Source organism: Streptomyces sp. NPDC048392, from assembly GCF_043200575.1.
Taxonomy (GTDB): Bacteria; Actinomycetota; Actinomycetes; order Streptomycetales; family Streptomycetaceae; genus Streptomyces.
The window spans coordinates 88312-110777 of sequence record NZ_JBICYB010000006.1; the positions used below are offsets into that span (position 1 = coordinate 88312).

The 22466-nt window shown below is 72.7% G+C and carries 19 protein-coding genes and 1 pseudogene; 4 read left to right on the plus strand and 16 right to left on the minus strand.

Going from position 1 to position 22466, the window contains the following annotated elements; all coding sequences use genetic code 11:
- Positions 1–42: 42 nt before the first annotated feature.
- Positions 43–1170: a M23 family metallopeptidase gene (locus tag ACGFYH_RS11675; RefSeq protein ID WP_393802948.1), complete on the minus strand. Its 1128-nt coding sequence runs from the start codon at positions 1168–1170 to the stop codon at positions 43–45.
- 154 nt (positions 1171–1324) lie between these two features.
- Here ACGFYH_RS11675 and ACGFYH_RS11680 point away from each other — a divergent pair, with 154 nt between their 5' ends.
- Entirely contained in the window at positions 1325–1657 is a 333-nt protein-coding gene (locus ACGFYH_RS11680) for a hypothetical protein (RefSeq protein ID WP_393802949.1), read from the plus strand.
- Between the two features lies 1 nt (position 1658).
- Here ACGFYH_RS11680 and ACGFYH_RS11685 read toward each other — a convergent pair whose 3' ends face one another.
- The 7 genes from ACGFYH_RS11685 to ACGFYH_RS11715 form a co-directional block, all read right to left on the minus strand.
- Positions 1659–4310, minus strand: coding sequence for a SpoIIE family protein phosphatase (locus ACGFYH_RS11685; RefSeq protein WP_393802950.1), 2652 nt, complete (start codon positions 4308–4310; stop codon positions 1659–1661).
- A gap of 237 nt (positions 4311–4547) precedes the next feature.
- On the minus strand, positions 4548–5873 hold the full coding sequence (locus ACGFYH_RS11690; protein ID WP_393802951.1) for an alpha-glucosidase/alpha-galactosidase: 1326 nt from the start codon (positions 5871–5873) through the stop codon (positions 4548–4550).
- Positions 5870–6826, minus strand: coding sequence for a carbohydrate kinase family protein (locus tag ACGFYH_RS11695; RefSeq protein ID WP_393802952.1), 957 nt, complete (start codon positions 6824–6826; stop codon positions 5870–5872). Before ACGFYH_RS11695 ends, ACGFYH_RS11690 begins: the two co-directional genes overlap by 4 nt.
- Before the next feature lie 45 nt (positions 6827–6871).
- The gene (locus tag ACGFYH_RS11700; protein ID WP_393802953.1) at positions 6872–7762 is read right to left on the minus strand and encodes a carbohydrate ABC transporter permease; all 891 of its coding nucleotides are present in this window, start codon (positions 7760–7762) and stop codon (positions 6872–6874) included.
- Complete coding sequence (locus ACGFYH_RS11705) at positions 7759–8709, minus strand: carbohydrate ABC transporter permease (protein ID WP_393802954.1); 951 nt, start codon at positions 8707–8709, stop codon at positions 7759–7761. The genes ACGFYH_RS11700 and ACGFYH_RS11705 overlap by 4 nt, the downstream gene beginning before the upstream one ends.
- Positions 8710–8723: 14 nt before the next feature.
- Entirely contained in the window at positions 8724–10052 is a 1329-nt protein-coding gene (locus ACGFYH_RS11710; RefSeq protein WP_393802955.1) for an ABC transporter substrate-binding protein, read from the minus strand.
- Positions 10053–10089: 37 nt separating this feature from the next.
- On the minus strand, positions 10090–10917 hold the full coding sequence (locus ACGFYH_RS11715; protein ID WP_393802956.1) for an endo alpha-1,4 polygalactosaminidase: 828 nt from the start codon (positions 10915–10917) through the stop codon (positions 10090–10092).
- A gap of 372 nt (positions 10918–11289) precedes the next feature.
- Here ACGFYH_RS11715 and ACGFYH_RS11720 point away from each other — a divergent pair, with 372 nt between their 5' ends.
- On the plus strand, positions 11290–11511 hold the full coding sequence (locus tag ACGFYH_RS11720) for a hypothetical protein (RefSeq protein ID WP_393802957.1): 222 nt from the start codon (positions 11290–11292) through the stop codon (positions 11509–11511).
- Positions 11512–11541: 30 nt separating this feature from the next.
- On the opposite strand, the gene ACGFYH_RS11725 is transcribed toward ACGFYH_RS11720, so the two are convergent.
- From ACGFYH_RS11725 to ACGFYH_RS11745, 5 genes are all read right to left on the minus strand, one after another.
- A complete protein-coding gene (locus tag ACGFYH_RS11725; RefSeq protein WP_393802958.1) occupies positions 11542–12972 on the minus strand; it encodes a cellulose binding domain-containing protein in 1431 nt (476 codons plus the stop codon).
- 94 nt (positions 12973–13066) lie between these two features.
- A complete protein-coding gene (locus ACGFYH_RS11730; RefSeq protein WP_393802959.1) occupies positions 13067–14638 on the minus strand; it encodes a beta-N-acetylhexosaminidase in 1572 nt (523 codons plus the stop codon).
- Between the two features lie 86 nt (positions 14639–14724).
- On the minus strand, positions 14725–15576 hold the full coding sequence (locus tag ACGFYH_RS11735) for a carbohydrate ABC transporter permease (RefSeq protein ID WP_393802960.1): 852 nt from the start codon (positions 15574–15576) through the stop codon (positions 14725–14727).
- Positions 15573–16553 carry a carbohydrate ABC transporter permease gene (locus tag ACGFYH_RS11740; protein WP_393802961.1) on the minus strand — a complete coding sequence of 327 codons (981 nt, stop codon included), beginning with the start codon at positions 16551–16553 and terminating at the stop codon, positions 15573–15575. The genes ACGFYH_RS11735 and ACGFYH_RS11740 overlap by 4 nt, the downstream gene beginning before the upstream one ends.
- Before the next feature lie 84 nt (positions 16554–16637).
- The gene (locus tag ACGFYH_RS11745) at positions 16638–17906 is read right to left on the minus strand and encodes an extracellular solute-binding protein (protein ID WP_393802962.1); all 1269 of its coding nucleotides are present in this window, start codon (positions 17904–17906) and stop codon (positions 16638–16640) included.
- A gap of 226 nt (positions 17907–18132) precedes the next feature.
- Between ACGFYH_RS11745 and ACGFYH_RS11750 the strand changes: the two genes are divergently transcribed.
- Positions 18133–18978, plus strand: coding sequence for a GntR family transcriptional regulator (locus ACGFYH_RS11750; protein ID WP_393802963.1), 846 nt, complete (start codon positions 18133–18135; stop codon positions 18976–18978).
- Positions 18979–19353: 375 nt separating this feature from the next.
- Here the strand turns inward: ACGFYH_RS11750 and ACGFYH_RS11755 are convergent, their stop codons facing one another.
- Positions 19354–20118, minus strand: a complete 765-nt coding sequence (locus tag ACGFYH_RS11755) for a hypothetical protein (protein WP_393802964.1) — start codon at positions 20116–20118, stop codon at positions 19354–19356.
- A gap of 331 nt (positions 20119–20449) precedes the next feature.
- Between ACGFYH_RS11755 and ACGFYH_RS11760 the strand changes: the two genes are divergently transcribed.
- Complete coding sequence (locus tag ACGFYH_RS11760) at positions 20450–20653, plus strand: cold-shock protein (protein WP_003978336.1); 204 nt, start codon at positions 20450–20452, stop codon at positions 20651–20653.
- Here the strand turns inward: ACGFYH_RS11760 and ACGFYH_RS11765 are convergent.
- Positions 20640–21600 (minus strand): annotated as a pseudogene (locus ACGFYH_RS11765) (alpha/beta fold hydrolase). The gene ACGFYH_RS11760 and the pseudogene ACGFYH_RS11765 sit on opposite strands and share 14 nt — an antisense overlap.
- A 37-nt stretch (positions 21601–21637) precedes the next feature.
- Positions 21638–22450 carry an SAM-dependent methyltransferase gene (locus ACGFYH_RS11770; RefSeq protein ID WP_393802965.1) on the minus strand — a complete coding sequence of 271 codons (813 nt, stop codon included), beginning with the start codon at positions 22448–22450 and terminating at the stop codon, positions 21638–21640.
- Positions 22451–22466 lie beyond the last annotated feature (16 nt).

A 22466-nucleotide genomic window follows, 5' to 3' on the forward strand; every position in this document is an offset into this window, starting at 1 on the left:
GCGTCGTCGCCCGGAGGGCAGACGGGAGTTCGACGACAGGACCTAGCCTCCGCTCGCGACGACCCAGGGGCGCGGATCGGTGTAGTACCCGTCGAGGATGACTTCGAAGTGCAGGTGGGGGCCGGTGGACAGGCCGGTGGAGCCGACCCGTCCGATCGGGGACCCGGCCTCCACGGTCTGTCCCGCGGCCGCGTCGAGGGACGAGAGGTGACTGTAGGTCGTCTCCAGCCGCTTGCCCTGGATGGTCCCGTGGTCGATCACGATGCGGTTGCCGTACGCGCTGGTGAGCGCCGCGAACACGACACGGCCCCGCCGTGCCGCCACGACCTGCGCCCCCTGCGGCGCGGCGAAGTCCACACCGGTGTGCAGCTTGGTCACCCCGGTCAGCGGGTGCTCGCGCGACCCGAAGGGCGAGGTGACGGTGAGCGGACTGACCGGCGCGGTCAGCAGGGCACCGGCCGCCCCGCCCGCGGCGCCGCCCGGATCGCTCCGGTCGAGCGCCTCGTACCGCGGCAGCAGGTTCCGGACCTCGGCGAGATACGTCTTGGCCCGCGCGGGTACGCGCCCCGCCGCCGTCACGGTGTCCGGTCCCGCGGCGTACGCGGCGAGGGTCAGCTCCACGAGGTCGCCGTTGACCCTGCCCTCGGTGCGCAGTCCGGTCATCTCCCCGGCCAGGGAGCAGTCCCGACGGCCCAGCGCCATGATGGCGTCCGCCGGATCGCGGGGCGAGGACCGCCCGTTGCCGTCGTCGTCCTTGCCCCAGGTCCGCCACTCGCTGTCGGTGAAGGCGGCGATGCCCTTCTGCCCCGAGAGTTCGTCCGAGCCGTCGCTCCAGCCGGAGAGCTGGTCGATCTGCGCGGCGAGCACGGACGGTTCGAGGACGGCGCAGGCCGAGGCCGCCTCGCGCAGCCACGGGACGTAGGAGGGGTCGATGCCGGACCCGGCCGACGGGCCGGCGTCGGAGTCGTCGGGCCACGGGTTCGGCAGCCCGCCCAGGGAGAGGAACGCGGCCACGCCGGTGACGGTCACCAGAGCCGGCAGCACCAGCAGGGCGACGGGCCCCGGCCCGCGCCGCTTCCGCCTTCGGGGTTGTTCCGGTGATTGCGGCCGTCGCTCGTCCGTGTCGTTGTCGTCGGCCGGCTCCGCCACGGTCAGCCGCTCGTCGTTCACCTGGGCGCTCGCGGGGACGTGATGCTCACGGAGGGAACCTACGCCGGTGCTCCGGGGCCCGTCAGGAGACCCCGAGGCAGAAGGAGATGCCCGAACGGGCAGAGGCGACGGAGCCGGTGACGCCGGCGGGCGGACACACGTCCTGCCCCGGCCGTTGATCCCGACGAACGTCGGGAACGACGTCGCCGAACTCCCTGCCCCGGCACGCCGGAGCCCGGGCCCTCCGGGCCGGGACGTTCGAGCGGCCGGGCGGGGCGCCGCGTACGGCCCCTGGCGCGACGTCCACCTGACCGGCGCCGCCGAACCGCTCGGTGGCGTCCTGCCGGTACCCGGCCCCGGCGCGTCCGGCATCGTGACCCCCCTGAGCGTGGAGCAGACCATCATCCCCCTGACCGCCCTGACCGCCCTGACCGCCCTGACCGCCCTGACCGCCCCGGGCCGGACTCATGGAAGGCCCGGCTCCCGGTTGCCGATCGCCACCCCCTGAGTCACCGGTGCCGCCCGGAGGAGGGCGGTGCGGGGCGGACGGCCAGGAGCGCGATGTCGTCCGCGCTGTCCGCCCCCAGGCCGATCAACAGCTCGTCGCAGAACGTGTCGAGGGGCTCGTGGGCAAGGTCGGCGGCGTGCCGGCGCAGCCGGTCCAGAGCGTCGTCGAGGGGCTCGTCGCGGCGTTCGACGAGGCCGTCGGTGTACAGCAGGAGCGTCGAGTGGGCCGGCAGCGCGTGACGGGCCGTGCCCCGGGCCGCACCGGGGTCCAAGCCGAGCAGCAGGCCGGCGCCGCCGTCGAGGTAGCGGGCCCGGCCGTCCCGGGTGGTGAGCAGCGGCGGCAGATGGCCCGCGGAGGAGTGCGTCAGCTCCCAGGGGCCGTGCGCGGGCCCCTTGACCAGGCCGTAGACACACGTGCCGGTCGCTTCCCGGTGGAGACTGTGGTTCGCCAGATCCAGCCGGCGCAGCACCTCCGCGGGCGGCTCCTCGCGGTCCACGGCGATACCGCGGAGCATGCTGCGCAACTGGCTCATCGCGATGGCCGCGTCCAGGTCGTGCCCCGTGACGTCGCCGATGACGACCGCGGTGTTCCCGCCGGGCAGGACGAAGCTGTCGTACCAGTCCCCGCCGACCTGCGCGGTGGTCGAGGAGGCGGCGTAACGGGCGGCCATCCCCAGGCCCTCCACCTCCGGCAGCACCGGCAGCAGCGAGCGCTGAAGCCGTTCGGCGATGGAGCGGGTGTCCTGGTACAGGCGGGCATTGTCCACCCCCAGCGCGAGGCTGTGGACCAGATCCTCGACCAGCGTCAGGTCGTCCTCCGCGAACGGCCGCCCGCCGGGCGCGCGGGCGAGGGTCAGGGCGCCGAAGATCCTGCGGCGGGCCCGCAGCGGGGCGACGACGGCGCTGCCCGCCCCCAGCTCCCGGAACAGCCCGACGTACTCCCTGTCCAGCGCGCTCCCGGTCCGGCCCGGCCGAGGGGCTTCGGTGAGCAGCAGCGGCCCGGCACCGCGCAGCACCCGGGCCAGCGGGCCGCGCGACGCCTCGGAGACCTCCGAGAGCATGCCCTCGTACGCTCCGGGGCGCAGGGCCCGGGGGTCCCGGTGGACGACACAGACCCGGTCCACCCGGGCGTCGGCGGTGAACAGGTCCACCGCGCACCAGTCGGCCAGCCGCCGTGTCAGCAGCCGGCCGGCGCGCTGCAGCCCCTCGTCCAGGTCCAGGGTGTTGTTGAGCTGCGCCGCCAGGTCGGCCAGGAGGGTGAGCCGGTCCAGTGGCGACATGCCGCACTGGATACCGGCTGTCCTGGTGCCGCTCGTCGGGGCGGCCGGCGGCCGGCCTCCGTCGGGCTCACCGACCGCCGCCTCCCGGACCCTGCCGGGAGTCCTCGGCCCGTCGGCGAACGTGGTCGCCCGCGGGGCGAGCTGGGCGACGAAGACGGTGCGGCCGTCGGCCGTCTCCTGCGTCTGGATGTACAGCCGGACCGGGACCACCCGGCCGTCACGGTGCAGGGCCGGGAGCGGCACGGAGCGCCCCACGATGCGGGTGCGACCGGTGAGCAGCATCGAGGTGAACGCCGCCGTGTGCCGCCCGCGCAGATGCTCGGGGATGAGGGTGGTGAGGCGGCGTCCGACCAGGTCGTCCGGTGCCCAGCCCAGCAGGTCCGCCGCCGCCCCGTTGACCGCGACGATCCGGTTGCCCTCGTCGGCGGCGATGGTCGGCATCCTGCTGGCCCGTACCTGGCTGACGTCCCACGGCACGAGTTCGGCGGAGCTGACCTCCGGCTCGCGGGGAATCGTGGTCCACGCGGTGGGCGGGCCCCCGGTCAGCTGTCCGGTGATCTCGTCGAGGAGCCAGGCCTCGAAGGCACGGCCGCGCGGCAGGAGCGGCAGCGCGAGCAGCCGTTCCTGCCGGGCCCCCTGCCCGGCCAGGCCGAGTACGCGGCGCAGGGTCCGCACCGCCGGTACGGCGTCGGCCGGCAAGGCAAGGGGCAGGGTGCGCAGGCCGGGTTCGGGGACCGGTTCCTCCAGCGCGGCCGCCACACAGGCGCTGATGACGTTGTTGACGTCATCGGCTGCCGTGAGGTCCTCGGGCGGCAACCCCGCAAGGCCCCCGGCGGACGCGGCGAGGGTCAGCTCGCGCAGCACCGCGTGCCGGTGCTGCCGGCACGCCGACTCCAGGGCGGACGGCACGTCGACGAGCGTCACCGTACGTTCGGCGGTGCCCGGCGGCCCGGCGGTCTCCCACCCGGACGGCGGGGGCGGCGGACCGTCGGGCCACAGCTCGAACCACACGGTCTTGCCCCCGTCACCGCTGTCGGCCCCGTACCGCGAGGCCAGCCGCTCCACCAGCGCCAGTCCCTGTCCCGTGCCGGCGTACGGCGAGCAGTGCCGCGGCACCAGTCCACGGCCCGGCCGCCGGTCCCCGACCTCGACGCGCACCCGGCCGTCGAGGCGCGCCACGCTCACCTCGACCTCGGTGCGCGCGTGCAGCACGACGTTGGTGACCAGTTCGCTGACCAGAAGCTGGACCGTGTCCGCCAGGTCCGAGGCGGTGCCGTCCAGCGCGGCCAGCGCGAACCGACGGGCCGCCGCCACGCTCACCGGCCCGTCGGGAAATCGCCGTGACACCGCCGTCGGCGGATCGGGGTGACCCATGACCTCAGTGTGTGCCCCGCACGGCCCCCCTCGCAGCGCGGCGCCGATGCGCCGCGCCCCGCTCCCGGCACCGGCCTTGTCCGCCGGTCGGGTGAAGGTCCGAGGCGGCCGCGAGGCGGCCGGGTCTGGCAGGCGGCCGGTTACTCCGATAGCTTGCTGGTGCGGCCCCGCGTTCTCCCCCGTACGCGGGGCCGCACCAGTACGGCCGCGACGGCTCGAACGGCCGGGACGGTCCGCTCAGAGCGCGAGCACGCCCCGCAGCCCCGGTTGCAGCCGGTCACCGTGGGCACGGACCATGTCGTCGCACAGCTGCCAGATCTCCTCGACCGGCAGGGTCGCCGCCGTCGCCGGGTCGGTCATCGCGGCGTGCCTGATGTGCCGCGGGTCGTCCTCCGTCGCCGCCCGCACCACCAGGTCGGTGGTGCTCAGGTAGGTCCGGTTGAGGGCCGCCAGCTGCGGGGGCAGCGCGCCGATACGGGTGGGCTGGATGCCCGAGGAGTCGACCAGGCACGGCACTTCCACGGTGCCCCGGGCGGGGAGGTTCCCGATCAGACCGTGGTTCGGCACGTTGCCGTAGACCGTGCGGGGCGTGCCGGTCACGACGCTGTGGATGATCTGCGGCGCGTACTCCATGGTGCCCTCGACCTTGAGCGGCGCGCCGCACGCCAGCGCGTCGCGGGTCCGCTCGTACTCGGCCACGTTCTCGTCCACGATGCCGAGGTAGGCGCCGACGGGCAGCCGCAGCCGTTCGATCTCGCTGTCGTGGCGCAGGTACCAGGGGACGTACTCGGAGGAGTGCTCGCTGGTCTCCGTGGGGTAGTGGCCCAGCCGGCGGTACATGTCCACGCGGACCCGGCGGCGCAACTGCGCGTCCTCGGCGATCAGGGCGTCCAGCCGTGGATGGAGATCCTCGCCCCCGTGCTCCAGACGCAGCAGCCACGCCTGGTGGTTGACGCCCGCGGCCCGGTAGGTGACCTCCTCGTAGGGCACCTCGAGCAGCTCGCACAGGCCTTGGACCGTCCAGTGGACGGAGTGGCACAGTCCCACCACCCGTGTCAGGCCGGTCGCCTCGGCGAGGTACTGGACGTTCATCGCCATGGGGTTGGTGTAGTTGAGCAGCCAGGCGTCCGGGCAGACCTCGGCGATGTCCAGCCCGAGCGCCCTGAGCAGCGGGAAGGTGCGCAGCGCGCGGAAGATGCCGCCGACGCCGAGCGTGTCGCCGATGGTCTGGCGCAGTCCGTACCGGGCCGGCACCTCGAAGTCGGTACGGGTCGCCTCGCCCATGCCGACCTGCACGATGTTGATGACGAAGTCGGCGCCGACGAGGGCCTCCCGGCGGTCGGCGTGCGCGGTGACGCGGGGGCGGGCGCCGCGTTCGGCGGCGATGTACTCGGCGGCGGCCTGCGCGGTGGCCAGGCGCTCCGCGTCGATGTCGTGCAGCGCGATGTGCGCGGACTTCAGCTCGTCGAACGCGAAGAGGTCGGCGAGCAGGCCCTGGGTGAAGACGACGCTGCCGGCTCCGACAAAGGTGATCTTGGGCGAGGTCGGGTGGGCGGTGCTCATGCGGGGTTCTTTCCGTTGCGGGTGACCTGGGCGAACGCTTCGTCCCAGGTGGGCTGGGCGGTGGTGCCGCCGTGCGCGCGGGTGGACAGCGCACCGCAGACGGCGCCGAGTTCGAGGGCCTCGGGAAGGGCGAGCCCGGAGAGGAGCGCCGCGACGAAACCGGCGTCGAAGCTGTCACCGGCGCCCACCGTGTCGACGGGCCGGGCCGGGATGCCGGGCGTGGTGAGCAGGGTGTGTCCGTCGTGGCACAGAGCGCCCTCGGCCCCGTTCTTGACGACGACCGTCGGTCCCCGGCCGGCGAGCGCGGCGGCGGACTTCCCGAGGTCCGGGGTGTCGAGTCCGGCCAGCCGCCGGGCCTCGGCCGCGTTGGGCAGCAGGTAGTCGGTGTGCGGCAGTACGGCGTCCAGGCCGGCCGGGTCCCAGCGGCCGGAGGGGTCGTCGTTGGTGTCGAGGGACGTCGTCGCACCGTGGGAGCGTGCCGTGCGCAGCAGACCGGGCAGGCCGGCGGCGAGTCCGGGCAGCAGGAAGTACGACGCGGCGTGGACGTGCCGGGCCGCGCTCAGCAGCTCGGCCGGGACGTCCGCCGCCGTCGTGGCCGGCAGCGTGCCGGGCGCCGTGACGATGGCGCGGTCGTCCCCCTGGGTCAGGACCACGGTGAGGGGGGTCGGCAGCCGCGGATCGGTCCGCAGGACGCGGGTGTCGACGCCATGGGAGTCGAGGGCGTCGCGTACGTAGCGGCCCGCGTCGTCGTCGCCCACGCGGCCGGCGAACGCCACCCGCAGGCCGAGGCGGGCCGCGCCGCACGCCATGATCGCGGCGGAGCCGCCGAGGGCGAGGGCGCCGTCGGCGACGAGCTGTTCACGCTGGCCGAAGGCGAGGGGGGCGTCGAGGGGCCCCACGACGACGTCGGGATTGGCGTCTCCGACGACGAGCAGGTCGAGGCTGTGCGGCATGGGTCTTCCCTGGAGTGGGGGCGGACGAAGGGCGGGCGGCGGGCGTCAGCCCTTGAGCCCGCTCGAGGTGATCGACTGGATGAAGGTCTTCTGCGCGCCGAGAAAGGCGAGCAGGACCGGCAGCACGGTGATGACGTTGCCGGCCATCACGGCGGCCCACTGGGTGTGGTGCTGCCCCTGGAAGGTGGTCAGGCCCAGCTGCAGCGTGTACCGCGTGTCGTGGTTGACGGCGATCAGCGGCCACGTCAGGTCGTTCCACGTGGTCAGGAAGGTGAGCACGGCCACCGTGCTCAGCGCCGGACGCGACAGCGGCAGCACGATGCGCCACAGCACCCGCAGCCGGGAGCAGCCGTCGATCCAGGCGGCCTCCTCCAGCTCCCTGGGCAGCGACAGGAAGAACTGCCGCAGCAGGAACACCGCGAACGGCGTCACGAGGGACGGCACGATCAGCGCGCCCAGGGTGTCGATGAGACCGAGCTTCTTCATCACCAGGAACGTCGGGATCATGGTCAGCTGGAACGGCACCGCCATCGTGGCCAGCATCAGGCCCAGCAGCACCCGGGAACCCGCGAACCGCATCCGGGCGAAGGCGTACCCGGCGAGCGAGCCGAGGACGAGGTTCGCGGTGACGGTGACCGCGGAGACGATCAGCGAGTTGGCGAACCAGCGGGGGAACATCGCGTTGCCCAGCACGTAGCGGTAGCCGCCGAGGTCGATGCCGGAGGGCCACAGGGCAGGCGGGAACCGGTTGATCTCCGCGTTGCCCATCACCGAGCTGAGCACCAGCCAGACCAGCGGCACGGCGAAGAGCAGGGCGAGCGGCGCGAGCAGCAGGTGCCAGGGGCTGAACGGGAGCCGCGGACGGCGCCGTTGGGTGGCCGCCGACTCCGTCGCGAAGGCGTGGGCGGTGCCGGGCCGGGTGGAGGTCGCCGTCATGATCGGGCCCCTTCGAGACGGTGGCGTCCCCGGCGCCGGACGATGCGTACGGCCCCGGCGACCAGACCGAGCGCGACGGCCAGGACGTAGGCGGCCGAGGCCCCGTATCCGGCGGTGGCGTTCTTGAAGGCCTGCTCCCAGATGAAGTACACGATCACCGTGGTGGAGCCGAGCGGGCCGCCCTTGGTGGTGACGTACACGAGGTCGAAGACCTGGAGGGACTGGATGGCCTGCCACAGCACCAGGAAGACGGTGACCGGGGTGAGTGTGGGCAGGGTGACGTGGCGCAGCAGATGCCGGCGGCCGGCGCCGTCGAGGCGGGCCGCCTCGATCAGGGACTGCGGTACGTCCTGGAGGGCGGCGAGGTAGACGACCACACAGAAGCCGGTGCCGCTCCACAGGGTGATCGCCACCAGCACCAGCAGTGCCTGGGAGGGATCGGAGAGGAAGCCCTGTGAGGAGACGCCGAGGCGGTGCAGCACCGAGTTGGCCGCGCCGAACTCCGGGTCCAGGATGAAGGAGAACAGCACGCCCTGCGCGGTCGCCGAGAGCACGAACGGCACGAAGATCAACGTGCGGTAGAGGCCGACCAGGCGGATGCGCCGGTTCAGCACCAGGGCGAGGGCCAGGCCGAGCACCAGGCTCAGCGGCACGTACAGGACCGTGTAGAGCAGGGTGTTGCGGACGGCCTGGCTGAAGTCGGGGTCCTGGGCGAGGGCGCGGTAGTTGTCCAGGCCGACCCAGCGGCTGGGCGTCACCAGGTCACTGGCCCGGAAGGACAGCAGCAGCGACCAGACCACGGGCACGATGCTCAGACCCAGGACGATCAGGACCGCCGGTGAGATGAACGCCCAGGCGGTGCCGGTCTCGCGCCGGCGCCTGCGGCGCAGGGCGGGTGGGTCGGGCGGCGGACCGTCGACGGTGATGGGGCGGGGGAGGCGCGGCATGGCGGTGTGGCTCCTCAACGCGGTATGAGCAGGGCGGCGTTGGCGTCGTCGGCGCAGGCACGCAACGCCTTCTCGGGGGTGCTGCGCCCCAGGAGCACGGCGACGATCGCCTGCCCGAGCGCCTGCGAGATCTCCGGGTACGCCGGGTGGACGGGGCGCACGCGCGCCGTCTCCAGTGCGGTGGTGAACACGCCCAGGCCCTCGGTGCGGGCGACCTTGTCCTGCCAGGCGGGCAGGGCCTCGGTGCGGCGGCTGAGCGGGAGGCTGCCGGCCTCGATGTCCCAGCGCACGTCCTGCTCGGGCCGGGCCAGCCAGCCCAGGAAGGTGCGGGCGGCCCTGGACCGTGCCTCGCCGTTGTCGAACACCGTCCAGGTGTCGGGCCCCGAGATGGTCACCGGGCGCCCGCTGAAGGTGGGCAGGGGAGCGACGTGGTAGTCGATCCCGGCGTTCTCGATGTCGGGCAGCTGCCACGGCCCGGTGACCGACATGCCCATGCGGCCGGACAGGAACACCTGGTACATCTGCTCACTGCCGGGCTTGGGATCGACGTAGACGCTCCTGTCGCGGGCCAGGCCGGCGACCACCTCCAGCGCCCGGGCACCGGTGCCGGCGAAGCCGATGTTCTCGCCGGTGCCGTCGACGACGTCGCCGCCCAGGTCCCAGATCATCGGCCACAGGCGCCACACGGTGTCCTCGTCGCCCGTGCCCGGCCATCCCGTGCCGAACCGGCCCCGGCCCGACTGGGTGAGTGTCCGCGCGCAGGAGACGAACTCCTGCCAGGTCCAGCCGGCCTCCGGCAGCGGCAGACCGGCCTCGCGGAACAGCCTCTTGTTGCAGACGACGGCGAGCGAGTCCAGCAGCGCGGGGGCGGCCCTGACCCGGTCGTTGAGCGTGACGGCGTCGCGGGCGGCGGCCCAGTAGTTCTTCCACGGGACGGGACCCGAGCCGACCATGTCGGTGAGGTCGACGACCTGGGGGCTGCGGGCCACCCGGGCCAGGTCCGAGCCGAAGATGTAGGCGATGTCCGGGTAGGAGCCGGCGGCGAGAGCCGCCGTCACCTTCTGCAGCATCACGTCCGACAGCACTCCGCCGCCCAGCTTCACCCTGATCTTCGGGTGTTCCCGCTCGAAGTCGGCGACGAGTCCTTCCAGGACCTTCTTCGCCAGGTCGGCCTGGCCGTGCCACATCTCGACGGTGACCGTGCCGTCGGGCCCGACGCCGTCGTCCGCACCGGCGCCGCAGCCGCTCGCGGCGGTGCCCGCGGCCGCCGCGAGCACCGCGCCCCCGCCGGCCCGCAGCACGCCCCTGCGCGAGGGGCGCGCGGCACGTCGGACCGCATCCATCTGTACCTCCAAGGACTGGACTGGCCGTCGGGTGGTGTCAGCAGGTCTCACGGAGGTAGCCGCTGCTGCCCTTCGGCGACACGTCCAGGTCGCGCCGGACCACGCTCAGCTCGTCGCCGAATCCCGCGCACGCCTTCGAAAGGCCCTTGGCGGTGTACTCGACGACGATCACGTCGTCACCGAACTCGGCCGTGTAGTCACCGCACTCGTCCCACTCGCCGCACTCCTCGGCGACCGCGAAGTCCAGCCCGTTCTTCTCACGGTCCGGGGCCAGCTCGACGGTGTTCTTCTGCCCGACGGCCAGTCCGTCGGAGTGCGCGCGCCCGGCCAGCAGCCTGATCAGACCCTGGGCGTCGGCGGCGTCCAGGAGATCACCGGCGCGGGTGTAACTGTCGTAGTTGTCCGGTTCGACAGCCTGGAAACCCTTGTCCGCGCAGCCGTCGACCCACCTGCCGACCTTCTCGGCGATGCGCTCGCGCTTGTCGGCGGTGCGGATGTCGAGGAAGGCCTCGCCCCAGTCGGTGTCGTAGACGACGTCGCCGTTCGCGTCGCGCAGCAGCAGGTCTTCGTCCCAGTCGTCCTCGGCGCCGGGCTGCGCCTGGAACGCGTTGACGTAGCAGATGTTGTACAGACCCGGCGCGGGGGAGGCCGTGTGGTCGCGGCTGACCACCTCCACACCGGCCGGCGGGGGGTAGGCGCCGCCGATCTGGTAGTCGAAGCCCGCGTGGGCGGGGGGCGGGGCCACGGTGGCCGCCTCGGCCGGGGCACTGCCCGGGACGAGCGCGGCGACGGTGACGAGAACAGCGGTGGCGCAAACGCCGGCCAGCACCGGCTTCTTGGGAGTGTGCACCTGCGTACGGCTCATGGTTCGAGCTCCGGAGGGTGGTGGGCACGTCCCCGCCTCGGACGCGCGTGGCCGTCCTGGCGACTCAGTCCGGGCTCCTGGCGTGAGGCCAGCTACCGGCTGGGCGTACCTCTGCCGCCGATCACACGGCATCGGCGTTGACCGGGAGTAAATCGACCGGATCCGCGCCCTGTCAAGGGTTCGAAGCGAACGAGTGGATGCGCGAAGGTGATTGAAGGGAGGTTGTTCAGCGCATTAACAATCATGATGCGTCGGTTCCCGGATACCCGGGAACGGGGGAAGGGGGCCGGGTGGGAGTCGTGATCACCGCCCTCCCGCGAGGCTGGTAGCGTCGCGTGGTCGCGGCGGGCGGCGCGAGAGAGGTGTCGGTGCGTGGGAGAGCGGCAGGACCGTGAGTGGGTGGCGATGACGCGGGGCGACTTCGACCGGGACGCCCCGCTGGTCCTCAACGTGGGCACCGGGCCCGCCGCCGTCCCGGCCGAGCCCGACGAGTACGGCACCGCCCCCCTGTTCGGGCAGACGGCACCCGCCCCCGGCACCCCGCGCCGCAGGGGGCGGGGACGGCCGCCGGCCGCCCAGGAGCGGCTGTTCTGACCGTCCCCGCCGGGGTCGTCCCCGCCGGGTTCAGGAGGCGGGCACCTCGTCGACGAACGCCGTGCCGGCGGCGCGGAAGGCGGCGACCTTCGCGGCGGCCCGAGCCGGAGTCAGCACCCGGTCCTTGACGTGCAGGACGTAGTCGACCTGCTGGTCGTAGGCGCGCGGGGTCGTCGAGGTCTGGCCGTCGAGGTCGATCAGCCACTGGTTGAAGTTGATCGACATCGGCCGCTCGGGCAGGTACCGCGCGTCATGCGTGCCGAACAACTGCCCGTCCACGTAGTACGTGATGGCGCTGTCGTCGATCGTGACCACCAGGTCGTGCCAGCCGGCGTAGCTGCTGCGCTGCTCCGAGTGCTGGTTGACGGCCTGCCAGGGGTCCGGGTTGTAGGTCTCCCACGAGGTCGTGTACAGGATGTTCGACGGCTCGCCCCACCCCCCGTTCGGCAGGTACTCGAAGTCGTACTCGGCGTAGTCGTCCGCCATCGGGGCCTTGAGGTCGTTGATGGTGAAGAAGGTCTGCACCAGGTGGTCCCCGTCGGGCCCGGACCTGGGGGTGTCGGCGAACCTGACGCGGGCCGCGTAGGTGCCGTTCCTGAACTTCGCGGACTTGGTCAGGACCTCGGTCTGCGTGGTGGACGCGCCGGTGCCGGCCGTGGAGGTCTCCAGGTTCATCACCGAGTTGCCGCCGGCGGACACGAAGGTGACCTTGGACGGGTCCCACGTGGCGCCGGGGACGCCGGGGCCGCCGGAGTTGGAGCGCACGCTCCAGCCGTGCGCCGGGATCGCGGGGTCGGTGTGGGAGCTGTAGTCGAAGTCGTCGAACAGGGTCTCTCCGTCGCCGGGCGGGTCGGTCGGGTCCGTCGGATCGGTCGGGTCCGTGGGGTCGTTGCCCTCGGGAGCCGCCCCCCAGACGGCGGTGCCGGCCAGCTGGGCGGTGACCTTGCCCCAGTTCGCGTACGAGGTCCGGGTGCCGTCGAAGGAGTAGTCGTCGCTCTGCCGCAGCGTCTGCCAGTTGCTCCGGTAGAAACGCAGCTGCAGATCACCGGTGTCCGCGCCGGGCGCCAGCGTGCCGGCCGCCGGGGTGAAGCCGATCTCCAGGTACCGGTCGGCTGTCGCGGTGGGGCTGCTCAGGGTGCCGAAGGTGCCGGTGACGGCGGCACAGCCGCGCACCGCCCAGGAGCAGGCGAAGCGGTAGGAGGCGGTCGGTGAGTCCGCCTTGAAGTAGTAGCGGATCTTCACCTGGCTCAGCTGCACGGTGGACGAGCCGGTGTTGCGGACCTTGAACCAGGGTTCCGTCTGGTCCGCGGTGGCTCCGCTCGCGCTGGTGCGGTACTGGACGGTGAGACCGTCGGCCGCGGGAGCGGCCTGGGCGGGGAGTGCGGTCAGGGCACCGCCGCCCAGGAGTACCGCCAGAGCGAGCGCCAGACGGGCGCGGCCGGCGGTGGTTCGGTTTCTCATCCGGGATCCTTTCGGCACGGCTCCCGCGTGCGCGGAAGCGTCGATGGGTGGTACGCGGTGTGGGGGAACGGCAGGGGAGCGGCCGCCGCCGGGCTCAGCGGACGCCGCCCACGCGGGGCGGCACGCGGACAGCGGCCGGCGGGTGGGCGTGCGGGACGTCCAGGGCGTCGAGGCGGGCCCGGTGCCCGTCCAGCCGGGCGGTGAAGTCCGGCCAGCCGGACGTGCCGTCCCAGACCCGGTCGGCGAGCGCGCACAGCCGGGGATAGGTGAGGTACTCGATGTGCCCGGGCGTCGGTACGAACTCGGTCCACAACTGGCCCTGGGCGCCGAGCACCCGGGACGACGCCTGCGGAGCCGGCGCCGACAGGTCCACGTCGTGCACCGCGCGCAGGTCGACGATCCCGCCGGGCTGTGCGGGCGGCTCCCCGGGACCGGGGCCGCGCGCGTAGTCGAGGTAGGTCGCGCGGTGGTCGGCGTGGACGACCTGGTGCCCGCGCAGGGCCGCCGCCCTGGCGTGCGCCGGTTCCCGCCAGCTCATCACCGTGCACTCCAGGGGCAGGGTGACGCCGCTCTCGGCCCAGACGACCGGTCTGCGTCCCGCGCGTACCAGGTGCTCGGTCATACGCGCGATGAACCAGGGGTGCAGCGCGCGGGGCCCCGGCAGTCCCTCACGGGCGGCCCGGTCGCGCGCCGCCGGGCTCAGCTCCCACTCCGTGGTGGGGACCTCGTCACCGCCGATATGGACGTACGGCGAGGGGAAGACGTCCATCACCTCGTCCAGGACGGTGCGGAAGAAGTCCAGGACGTGGTCGCCGGCGCCCAGGACGTTCTCGCACACGCCCCAGTGCGTCCACACGTCCAGGTGGCGCGCGGGGTCGGTGCCCAGCTCCGGGTGGGCGGCCAGGGCGGCGCGGACATGCCCCGGCACACCGGTCTCCGGCAGCACGCTCACTCCGCGTCCGGCCGCGTACGCGACCAGGTCCCGCAGCTCCGCCGCGGTGTAGGAGCCGCCGTGCGGCACGCCGTCGAAGCGGTCGCTGCCGGCGGGACCCACCATCGACTCCGCCCGCCGGCCACCGACCTCGGTGAGCCGCGGGTGGGCGGCCACCGGCATCCGCCAGCCCTGGTCGTCGGTGAGGTGGAGGTGAAAGACGTTCAGTTTGTGCAGCGCCAGCAGATCGACGTAGCGCCGCAGGTAGGACACCGGCTGGAAGTGCCGGGCCACGTCGAGCATGGAGCCGCGCCAGCGGTGGCGGGGTACGTCGGTGATCTCCACGGCCGGCAGCTCCCACGGCACCCCCCGCACCGGCCGCTCCGACAGGGCGTCGTAGGGCAGCAGTTGCCGCACCGTCTGCACTCCGTGCAGGAGTCCGGCCGGGCGTGCGGCGCGCAGCAGGACACCCTGGGGGCTCACGGTCAGGCCGTAACCCTCGTCGCCGAGGCCGGTCAGGGCCGGGTCGACGGCGAGGACGAAGGCACCGTCGGCGGCGGAGTCCAGACGCAGTCCGGTGGCCGGGGCGAGGAGGGTGCGCAGCAGGGACGCGGCCGGACCGGCCCCCGGGGTGACCCGCAGCCGGGTCGTGCCGTCGAGACGGAAACGGCCGGAGCGGGTGGAGATGCGACGGGGGCGGGGGACGAGGGCCAGTTCGGGGCGTGGCAGGTCCACGGGACGGCTCCGGTGGTCGGCGGTGCACGACGGCGGGGTGCTCGGGGAGGGAGGAGGCGCTCAAGGGCGGGCAACGGCGGACGCGGTCAGCCCTTGACGCCTCCCGAGGCCAGCCCGGCCGTCACATGGCGTTGCAGGGCGAGGAAGATGATCAGCGCGGGGAGGGCGAAGAGGGTGGAGGCCGCCATGGTGGCCCCCCAGTCGGTGCCGAAGGTCGACTGGAACGAGGAGAGCCACACCGGGAGCGTGCGGCTGTCCTGCTGCTTGATGATCAGAAAGTTGGCGTAGGTGAACTCGTTCCAGGCGGTGATGAAGCCGAACAGCGAGGTGGCCATGAGCCCGGGTGCGAGGAGCGGGAACGCCACCCTGCGAAACGCTCCCGCCCGGGTGCAGCCGTCGACCTGTGCCGCCTCCTCCAGTTCGGGCGGGATGCCTGCGATGAAGCCGCGCAGCACCACCACCGTGAACGGCAGCGTGATCATGAAATAGACCAGGGTCAGCGTCGGAAGCCGGTCGAGCATCCCGGTGTCCCGGGAGATGATGTAGATCGGGATGATCAGTGACTCCCAGGGCGCCATCTGCGCGACGAACACCGCCAGCATGAACTGCCGGCGCCCGCGCCAGCGCATCCGCGCCACGGCGTAGGCGGCGCCCAGGGCGACCAGCAGGGCGAGCAGCACGGCGCTGAGGGTGACCAGGAGGCTGTTGCGCCAGAACAGCGCGAACCCGTCGGCGCCGACCGCCTTGCGGAAGTGGTCGAACGTCCAGGCGCGGGGCACCAGCCGGGGATCGTAGGACTGGATGTCCGTGGACGGTTTGAAGGCGGTCGTGACCATCCAGTACACCGGGAACAGGCAGACCGCCACGGTGAGCGCGGCGGCGGCGTGCAGCGGGAGGCGGCGCAGCGCGCGGCGTGCCGAGGGGTGCGAGGTGCTCACAGCCGCTCACCCTCCTGACGGAACAGTTGGCGGAAGTAGAGGACGAGGACACCGCTCATCAGCAGGACCGTGAGCATCGAGGCCGCAGAGCCCAGGTCGTAGCGCTGGCCCGCCAGCGCGGTCTGCACGGCGTACACCGGCAGGATGGTCGTGGCCTCGCCGGGCCCGCCGCGGGTCATCACCCAGATCTGCACGAACGCCTTGAACGTCCAGATCACTTCTAGGGACAGGACGAGCATGAAGAGCGGCCGGATCAGCGGGAACGTGACGGAACGGAAGACGCGCGTGCCTCCCGCGCCGTCCATGCGCGCCGACTCGTACAGTTCGGCCGGCACCGTGACCAGCGCCGAGTAGAGCGTGATCGCGGCGAACGGCACGGACTGCCAGACGATCAGGACCACCACGATGCCGAACGCGGCCCCGCCGTGCGCGAACCAGGGGTACCCCTCGTAGGAGTCGAACCCGAGGCCGGTGAGGGTCTCGTTGACGATGCCGAACTCGGAGTGGAACAGCCACTGGAACACGGTGGTGGCCGCGACCACCGGCACGGCCCAGACCAGGACCAGAGAGCTGAGGACCACGGTCCGGGCCGCCCGGCCCAGCCGCTCGGTCATCAGCGCGACCAGCGTGGACAGCACCATGATCGCGACCACGTTGACGGCCATGAACACGAAGGTGCGGCGCACCACCTGCCAGAACACCGGGTCGCCGAGCAGGGTCCGGTAGTTGCGCAGGCCGACGAAGTCGGCGTCACCCAGGATGAGTTGGCGCAGCCGGAAGTCCTGCAAGGAGATGAGGACGGCGCGGGCCAGCGGGTAGAGCAGCAGATAGAGCATGCCCAGTACGGCGGGCGCGATCAGCAGGTACGGCCAGAGCGTGCCCCGGCCGCCTTCGCCGGGCCCGCCGGTGTGCCCGGCGGCTGCCGGCGGGCGGCCTGCCGCGTCACGCGGCACACTCCGCTCACGGACGGTCGACACGTCGCCTCCTGGTCCTCGTGGTCGGTCGTGGTCCTGGTGCACGTCGTGGTGTTCGTGCACGTCGTGGTGTCGGGGCGACCGCGGTCAGGAGTCGCTGCCCAGCGTGTCGGTGATGGTTCGGGAGGCCTTCGCCGCCTCGGAGGCGGCGTCCTTGCCGGTGAGTACGGCCGTCATGTACTCCTTGACCGGATTCTTGGCCTCGACCGCCGCCCACTGGGGCGTGTTGGGCGTGGCGTGTCCGTTCACGGCGCCGGCCGCCATGGCCGCGGTGCCCGGGTCGGCGGCGACGGCGTCCGCCAGGGTGGTCTTGTTCGGTACGTAGCTCATGGCCACCGCGAGCTTCTTCTGCCAGGCGTCACCGGTGAGTTCGCGCAGGAGGGTGAACGCCTCCTCCTGGTGTGCGGCGACGGCCGGGACCACCAGGTCGGAGCCGCCGGTGAAGACGGCACCCGGCCGGTCGGCGGTCTTGCCGGGGACGGGGAAGAAGCCCAGCTTCCCCTTGAGCGCGGGGTTCTTCTCCTCGATGACCTTGGCGCCGCCCGGCACGGCGATGATCTGGGCGACCTGTCCCTTCGCCATCACCTCGGCCTGTGGCGGCTGGGCCTCGTCCGAGTCCTTGGGGCCTTTGCCGAGGGCCTGGAGGCGCTGGTAGAAGTCCATCGCGCGCAGCGCCCCGGGGCTGTCGAGGCCGCCCTTCCACCCGTCGCCGGACTTCACGGCCAGGTCGCCGCCCTCGTCCCAGACGAAGCCGGACAGCACGTACCAGTTCTGCCCCGGCAGGTAGATCCCCTGCGTGCCACCGGAGTCGAGTCTGCGGGTCGCGGCGATCCACTGGTCCCGGGTCCTGATCCGCGCGGGGTCGATCCCGGCCTTCTCGAACAGGTCGGTGCGGTGGATGACGACCCGGTTGGCGGCGTAGTAGGGGATGCCGTACTGCCTGCCGTCGTACGACCCGGGCTCCGCGAGGCCTTCCAGCCAGTGGCCGCCGCCCAGCTCCTCCACCCGGTCCGAGAAGTCGGTGAGGCCCCCGCTCTGGGCGTACTGGGCGACCTGGGTGTTGCCGACCTCGATGACGTCGGGTGCGTCGTTGCTGGCCAGGGCGGCGGTCACCTTCTCACCGATGCCCTCCCACTCCTGGATCTGGATCTTCACGTCGATGCCGGGGTGGGCCTTCTCGAAGCCCGTCTCGAACTCCTTCTGGAACTCCGCCGAGACACTGTCGCGCATGAGCCACACGTCGAGGGCGGTCCTGCCGCCGCCGGCGCCGACCGAGGCGTCGTCGGAGGAGGAGCAGGCGGCGAGCCCGGCGCTGAGCACCAGCGTGGAGAGCAGGGCGAGCGAACGGTACTTCACGGTTCACCTCTGGGAGAGCTGGAAGGGACGACGCACCCGTACTTGACCAGTAAGGGGCGCAGGGCTTACCAGTTGGTGTTGGTCGAAGGTGGCATGGACCAATGACGGCGTCAACCCCTCGCGTAAGTCAGGGTATTCAGCCGGTCCGGCCCGGGGTGTGGCTGGTTCGCGACCGATGTGGACAGGTAAGCTCGATTGACCAGCAGACCAGTCACGGGAGCACTGCATGGAGATCGACGCCGCCGCCTCCGGTGCGGTGCTCAAGCGGGAGCGCGTCCGCGACGCCGTCCTGGAACTCATCGAGGAACGGAGCCCGGGGGACGCGATCCCCTCGGAGCGCACCCTGTGCGCCGAACTCGGCGTGTCCCGTCCCACGTTGCGTGCGGCGGTCGACGAACTGGTGGTGGCCGGGCTGCTGGTGCGCGAGCACGGCCGGGGCATGTTCGTCGCCGCCGAGAAGATCACCCAGGAACTGGTGTCCGACCGGCGGGCCTTCAGCCTCCCGCAGGCCGCGGGCGCCTGGACCAGCAGGCTCCTGGAGGTCCGCACCCTGCCCGCGGGTGCCAGGGTGGGCCGCAAGCTGCGCATGTCGCCGGCGGCGCGGATCCACCACGTGGCACGCCTGCGGCTGGTCGACGGCTCGCCCATGGCCATCGAGTACCTGCATGTACCGGCCGGCCTCGTCTCGGACCTGACCAGTGAGGAACTGGAGCAGGGGGACCTGTACGAGCACCTGGGCGAGCGGCACGGCGTCCGGGTCAGCGAGGCCGTGCAGTCGATCGAGCCCACCGTGGTCACCCGCGCGGAGGCCGACCTGCTCGACGTGCCCGAACTCTCCCCGGCGCTGCTCTTCGAGCGCCTGACCACCGACACCCGGGGCCGCCCGGTCGAGTACGTGCACTCCCTCTACCGGGGCGACCGGTACCGCATCGTCTCCCGGCTCACCCTGGGTCCGCGTGACCAGGCCCCGCCCCCGGGCGAGGGCCACCACCCGGGCATCCCGCCGGGGGACTTCACCAACAAGGACCCCGTCACGCTCTCGACGCGCGGGGTGGTGCAGGACGGAATGTAGCGGCGCCTTCGGCACCTCGGCACCTCGGCGCCTTCGGCGCGTCCCGGTGCGTGGAAGTGCCCGGAATGGCTCTGAATCGAGCCTGTACTGACATGTCGCGGCTGACTCCGCCCGAGCCCTGCCCGGCAGCGCTCGACTACGCCCGCGCGCCCGCGTGCTGCCCGAAGCCCACGAGGAGTGGTGCCGCCATGTCCGAACCCCCGCTGCCTCATGCCGCCTGCTCCTCGGCCCGGCCGCCGCCACCGGTGCGCTCGCGGCCGGGACCGGGGCCGCCGCCCCGTCCGCGTCGCCGGCGGCCCAACCGGCGCACCGGTGGGCCGAACACGCGGCGCCACGACCCGTGGACGCCCGCGCCGTGGACGCCCGCGCGGTGCGCTACCGGGCCAGGACCTGCTCCGGCCCCATGACGACGACGGGTTCCTTGTCCGGGTCCAGGGCGGTCAGCAACGCGCGCATGTGCTCCTCGCTCAGGGACACGCAGGCGTTGGTGGGCCCTTCGTGGTCCACGTGGATCCAGACGCCACCGCCCTTGTCCTCGCCCAGTGGCCTGGCCCCGTCCAGCGGGGTGTTGCCGGGCACCCGGTTGTAGTCGATGGCGACCACGTAGTCGAACGACCCCTCCAGCGGCTCGCCCAGGTACCCCGTGCCCGACACGGCGAACGCCGGATCCCGGTCGTAGGGGAGCAGGGTGCCCGGGTCGGGCAGCCTGCCCCCGGCGTCGCTGAGCCCGAAGACGCCGACGGGCGTGTGCAGGTCGCCCGCCTCGTGGTCGTCGGTCCAGCCGCGCAGGCCGTTGTGGGCGGGCCAGGGACCGGCGACCGTGCGCCAGCCCTGGGCCGGGTACCGCTCGTAGAGGACCACCTGGGCCTGCGACGAGCTCTCGGTCTCGCCGGTGACGACCAGGGCCTGCCGGGTACCGGCCGGGAGACGCTCCCGCATGGCCGGCCCGACCCCGGGAAGCGGGCGGGGGAAGGAGCGCGGGGGAGCGGGGCGCGGGGACGCGAGCCGTGCCGCGGAACCTCCGGGAGCCTGTGCGTCCTGCGAGGAGGCGCCCGTGTGCTGCCGGGCGCAGCCGGTTCCCAGCACGCCGGTGCACATGGCAGCGCCGATCACCAGGGCCAGCGCTTTCCTGACGGTCATATCGATCTCCGACTCCGTGTGTGGACTCTTCATAGCTAGACCACTTGCGGAACCGGGGTGACCGGCCGCCTCCCCGTCTCCCCCGTATGGCCCAGAACGGGACCCGCACGGCAGCCGCCGAGGACTCGGGTTCGCAACATCGTTCCCGCTCACACCCCTTACTCACTGGTGAGGCTCGGACATGCCGTGTAGCGTCAGCATCAGATGTCGTGGTTCGCCCAGACCGCCCGCCCCGGAGTGCGGGCGGTCTGCTGTGCAATGCCGGAGGACCAGGACGATCACCTCCGGGTTCGCGCGGTGCGGATCCGATATCGGCTGAAAGGCAAAAGGCATGGCCAGCGGAACTGTCAAGTGGTTCAACTCTGAAAAGGGCTTCGGCTTCATCGCGCAGGACGGCGGCGGCCCCGACGTCTTCGCGCACTACTCCAACATCAACGCCCAGGGCTACCGCGAGCTGCAGGAAGGCCAGGCCGTCACCTTCGACATCACCCAGGGCCAGAAGGGCCCGCAGGCGGAGAACATCACCCCCGCCTGACCGGGAGATCGCCGAGCAGGGCAGGGTGCCCGGGAGACGAGCGTTTCCCGGGCACCCTGCCCTGTGGCATGCCGCCACTCGGGCGGTCTCGCCCAGGAGGACGCGGGCCTCGGGGGAGGCGGCGGAAGAGGTCGAGCGGGGCGGCCGTCAGCTCGGCGGGCGCGTCCTCCCGGACCAGGTGACCCGCGTGGGCGATCGGCTCCCAGCACGCGCCGGGGATCGGCTCGGCCGGTTCGCGTCCCCTGGCCACGGGAATCCAGGCGTCGGCCTCGCCCCAGCCGACCGGCGCCGGGACGCCGATGGTGGTGTACCGGTCCTGGATGTCGTCCGTGTGCCGCTGATCCGCCTGGGTGATCTGCCGGCAGAAGGCCGGCTGCCGCGGCCCGCCGGGCCAGGGGCCGGCCGTCCGCTCCGGAACCGCCGGGTGCGGGCCCCGGCCACCGGTGGAGCCGACGTACTCGCGCACCGGCGCCCGATGGAGCGCCGGGGCAGCCGCTCGAAGACCTCGGCGTGCTCGCGGACCAGCCGGAACAACGGCGGCCCCCAGGGTGCAGGCGCGACCGGATCGGTCAGGGCGAGCACCCCGTAGCGGCTTCGTGCAGCAGGTGGGCCCGCAGCGCGGCGACGGCCCCGCCGAATTCCGTGGGGGCGGCCACCAGGGGCTCCGCCAGGCCCCGGTGGCCCAGCGGTCGCGCGAAGACCCGGCCCCGCGCCGCCGGGGACGCGTCCTGCCCGGCGTACTTCTCCGACAGTCCGTAGCCGGGCATGCCCCAGACGTACACCTGGTGGTCGCGGGCCGGCGAGCGGGCCACCGCACGCCGGACGTACGAGGAGCAGGGCGTGCCGTGCAGCAGGACCAGTGGGCGCCCGTCCGGGGCGCCCAGCCGGTTCCAGCGGACGGTGCCCGGACTGCTGGGGAACGACTCGGGCAACGGCCAGTCGGACATGGTGTGCCGGCCACCCGGTCGGGCGCCGGACAGGGCGTCACGGCTTGCGGGCCAGGCCCCCGTGTTCACCGATGGGCTTCGGGGCGGCGTCGCCCTCCGGACGCCACAGGGTCACCGGGACCACTCCCGGCTCCACCAGCTCAAGGCCGTCGAAGAACGCCGTGATCTGGTCGACGGTGCGCAGGATGTACGGAGCGGCACCGCTCTCGTTGTAGCCGTCCTGGGCCCGCTCGAATTCCGGATCGGTGCCTCGCGAACCGTCGTTGACGGAGAGGTAGCTGCCGGACGGCAGGGCGCCGATCAGCCGGGTGACGACGGAGCGCGCCTGCTCGTAGTCGGCGATGTGCCCCAGGATGTTGCTGAGGATCAGGGCGATGGGCCGGTCGAAGTCCAGCGTCTCGGCGGCGGCCGCGAGGACGGCGTCGGGGTCGAGTACGTCGGAGTCGATGTAGGCGGTCGCACCCTCGGCGGTGGAGTAGAGCAGCGCGCGGGCGTGGGCGAGGACCATCGGGTCGTTGTCGACGTAGACGATCCGGGCCTCGGGCGCGATGCGCTGGGCGACCTCGTGGGTGTTGTCGGCGGTCGGCAGACCGGTCCCGATGTCGAGGAACTGCCGGATGCCCGCCTCGGCGACCAGGTAGGCGATGTTGCGGCGCAGGAAGGCGCGGCTGCTGCGGGCGATGGTGACGATGCCGGGGAACACGGCGGTGTACGCGTCCCCGGCCTCCTCGTCGACCGGGTAGTTGTCCTTCCCGCCCAGCCAGTAGTTCCAGATCCGGGCCGAGTGCGGCACCGAGGTGTCGATCTCCTGCTGCGTGGTGTGACCGGGTGTCGTCGAGGGGTCGCTCATGGGTGCGGTCCGTCTT

Excerpts from the sequence above, each read along its gene's own strand:
- ACGFYH_RS11770 (WP_393802965.1), bottom strand. The coding sequence starts at position 22,450 with ATGAGCGACCCCTCGACGACACCCGGTCACACCACGCAGCAGGAGATC.
- ACGFYH_RS11695 (WP_393802952.1), bottom strand. The coding sequence starts at position 6,826 with ATGCCGCACAGCCTCGACCTGCTCGTCGTCGGAGACGCCAATCCCGAC.
- ACGFYH_RS11760 (WP_003978336.1), top strand. The coding sequence starts at position 20,450 with ATGGCCAGCGGAACTGTCAAGTGGTTCAACTCTGAAAAGGGCTTCGGC.
- ACGFYH_RS11705 (WP_393802954.1), bottom strand. The coding sequence starts at position 8,709 with ATGCCGCGCCTCCCCCGCCCCATCACCGTCGACGGTCCGCCGCCCGAC.
- ACGFYH_RS11700 (WP_393802953.1), bottom strand. The coding sequence starts at position 7,762 with ATGACGGCGACCTCCACCCGGCCCGGCACCGCCCACGCCTTCGCGACG.
- ACGFYH_RS11685 (WP_393802950.1), bottom strand. The coding sequence starts at position 4,310 with ATGGGTCACCCCGATCCGCCGACGGCGGTGTCACGGCGATTTCCCGAC.
- ACGFYH_RS11725 (WP_393802958.1), bottom strand. The coding sequence starts at position 12,972 with ATGAGAAACCGAACCACCGCCGGCCGCGCCCGTCTGGCGCTCGCTCTG.
- ACGFYH_RS11710 (WP_393802955.1), bottom strand. The coding sequence starts at position 10,052 with ATGGATGCGGTCCGACGTGCCGCGCGCCCCTCGCGCAGGGGCGTGCTG.
- ACGFYH_RS11690 (WP_393802951.1), bottom strand. The coding sequence starts at position 5,873 with ATGAGCACCGCCCACCCGACCTCGCCCAAGATCACCTTTGTCGGAGCC.
- ACGFYH_RS11715 (WP_393802956.1), bottom strand. The coding sequence starts at position 10,917 with ATGAGCCGTACGCAGGTGCACACTCCCAAGAAGCCGGTGCTGGCCGGC.
- ACGFYH_RS11750 (WP_393802963.1), top strand. The coding sequence starts at position 18,133 with ATGGAGATCGACGCCGCCGCCTCCGGTGCGGTGCTCAAGCGGGAGCGC.
- ACGFYH_RS11755 (WP_393802964.1), bottom strand. The coding sequence starts at position 20,118 with ATGACCGTCAGGAAAGCGCTGGCCCTGGTGATCGGCGCTGCCATGTGC.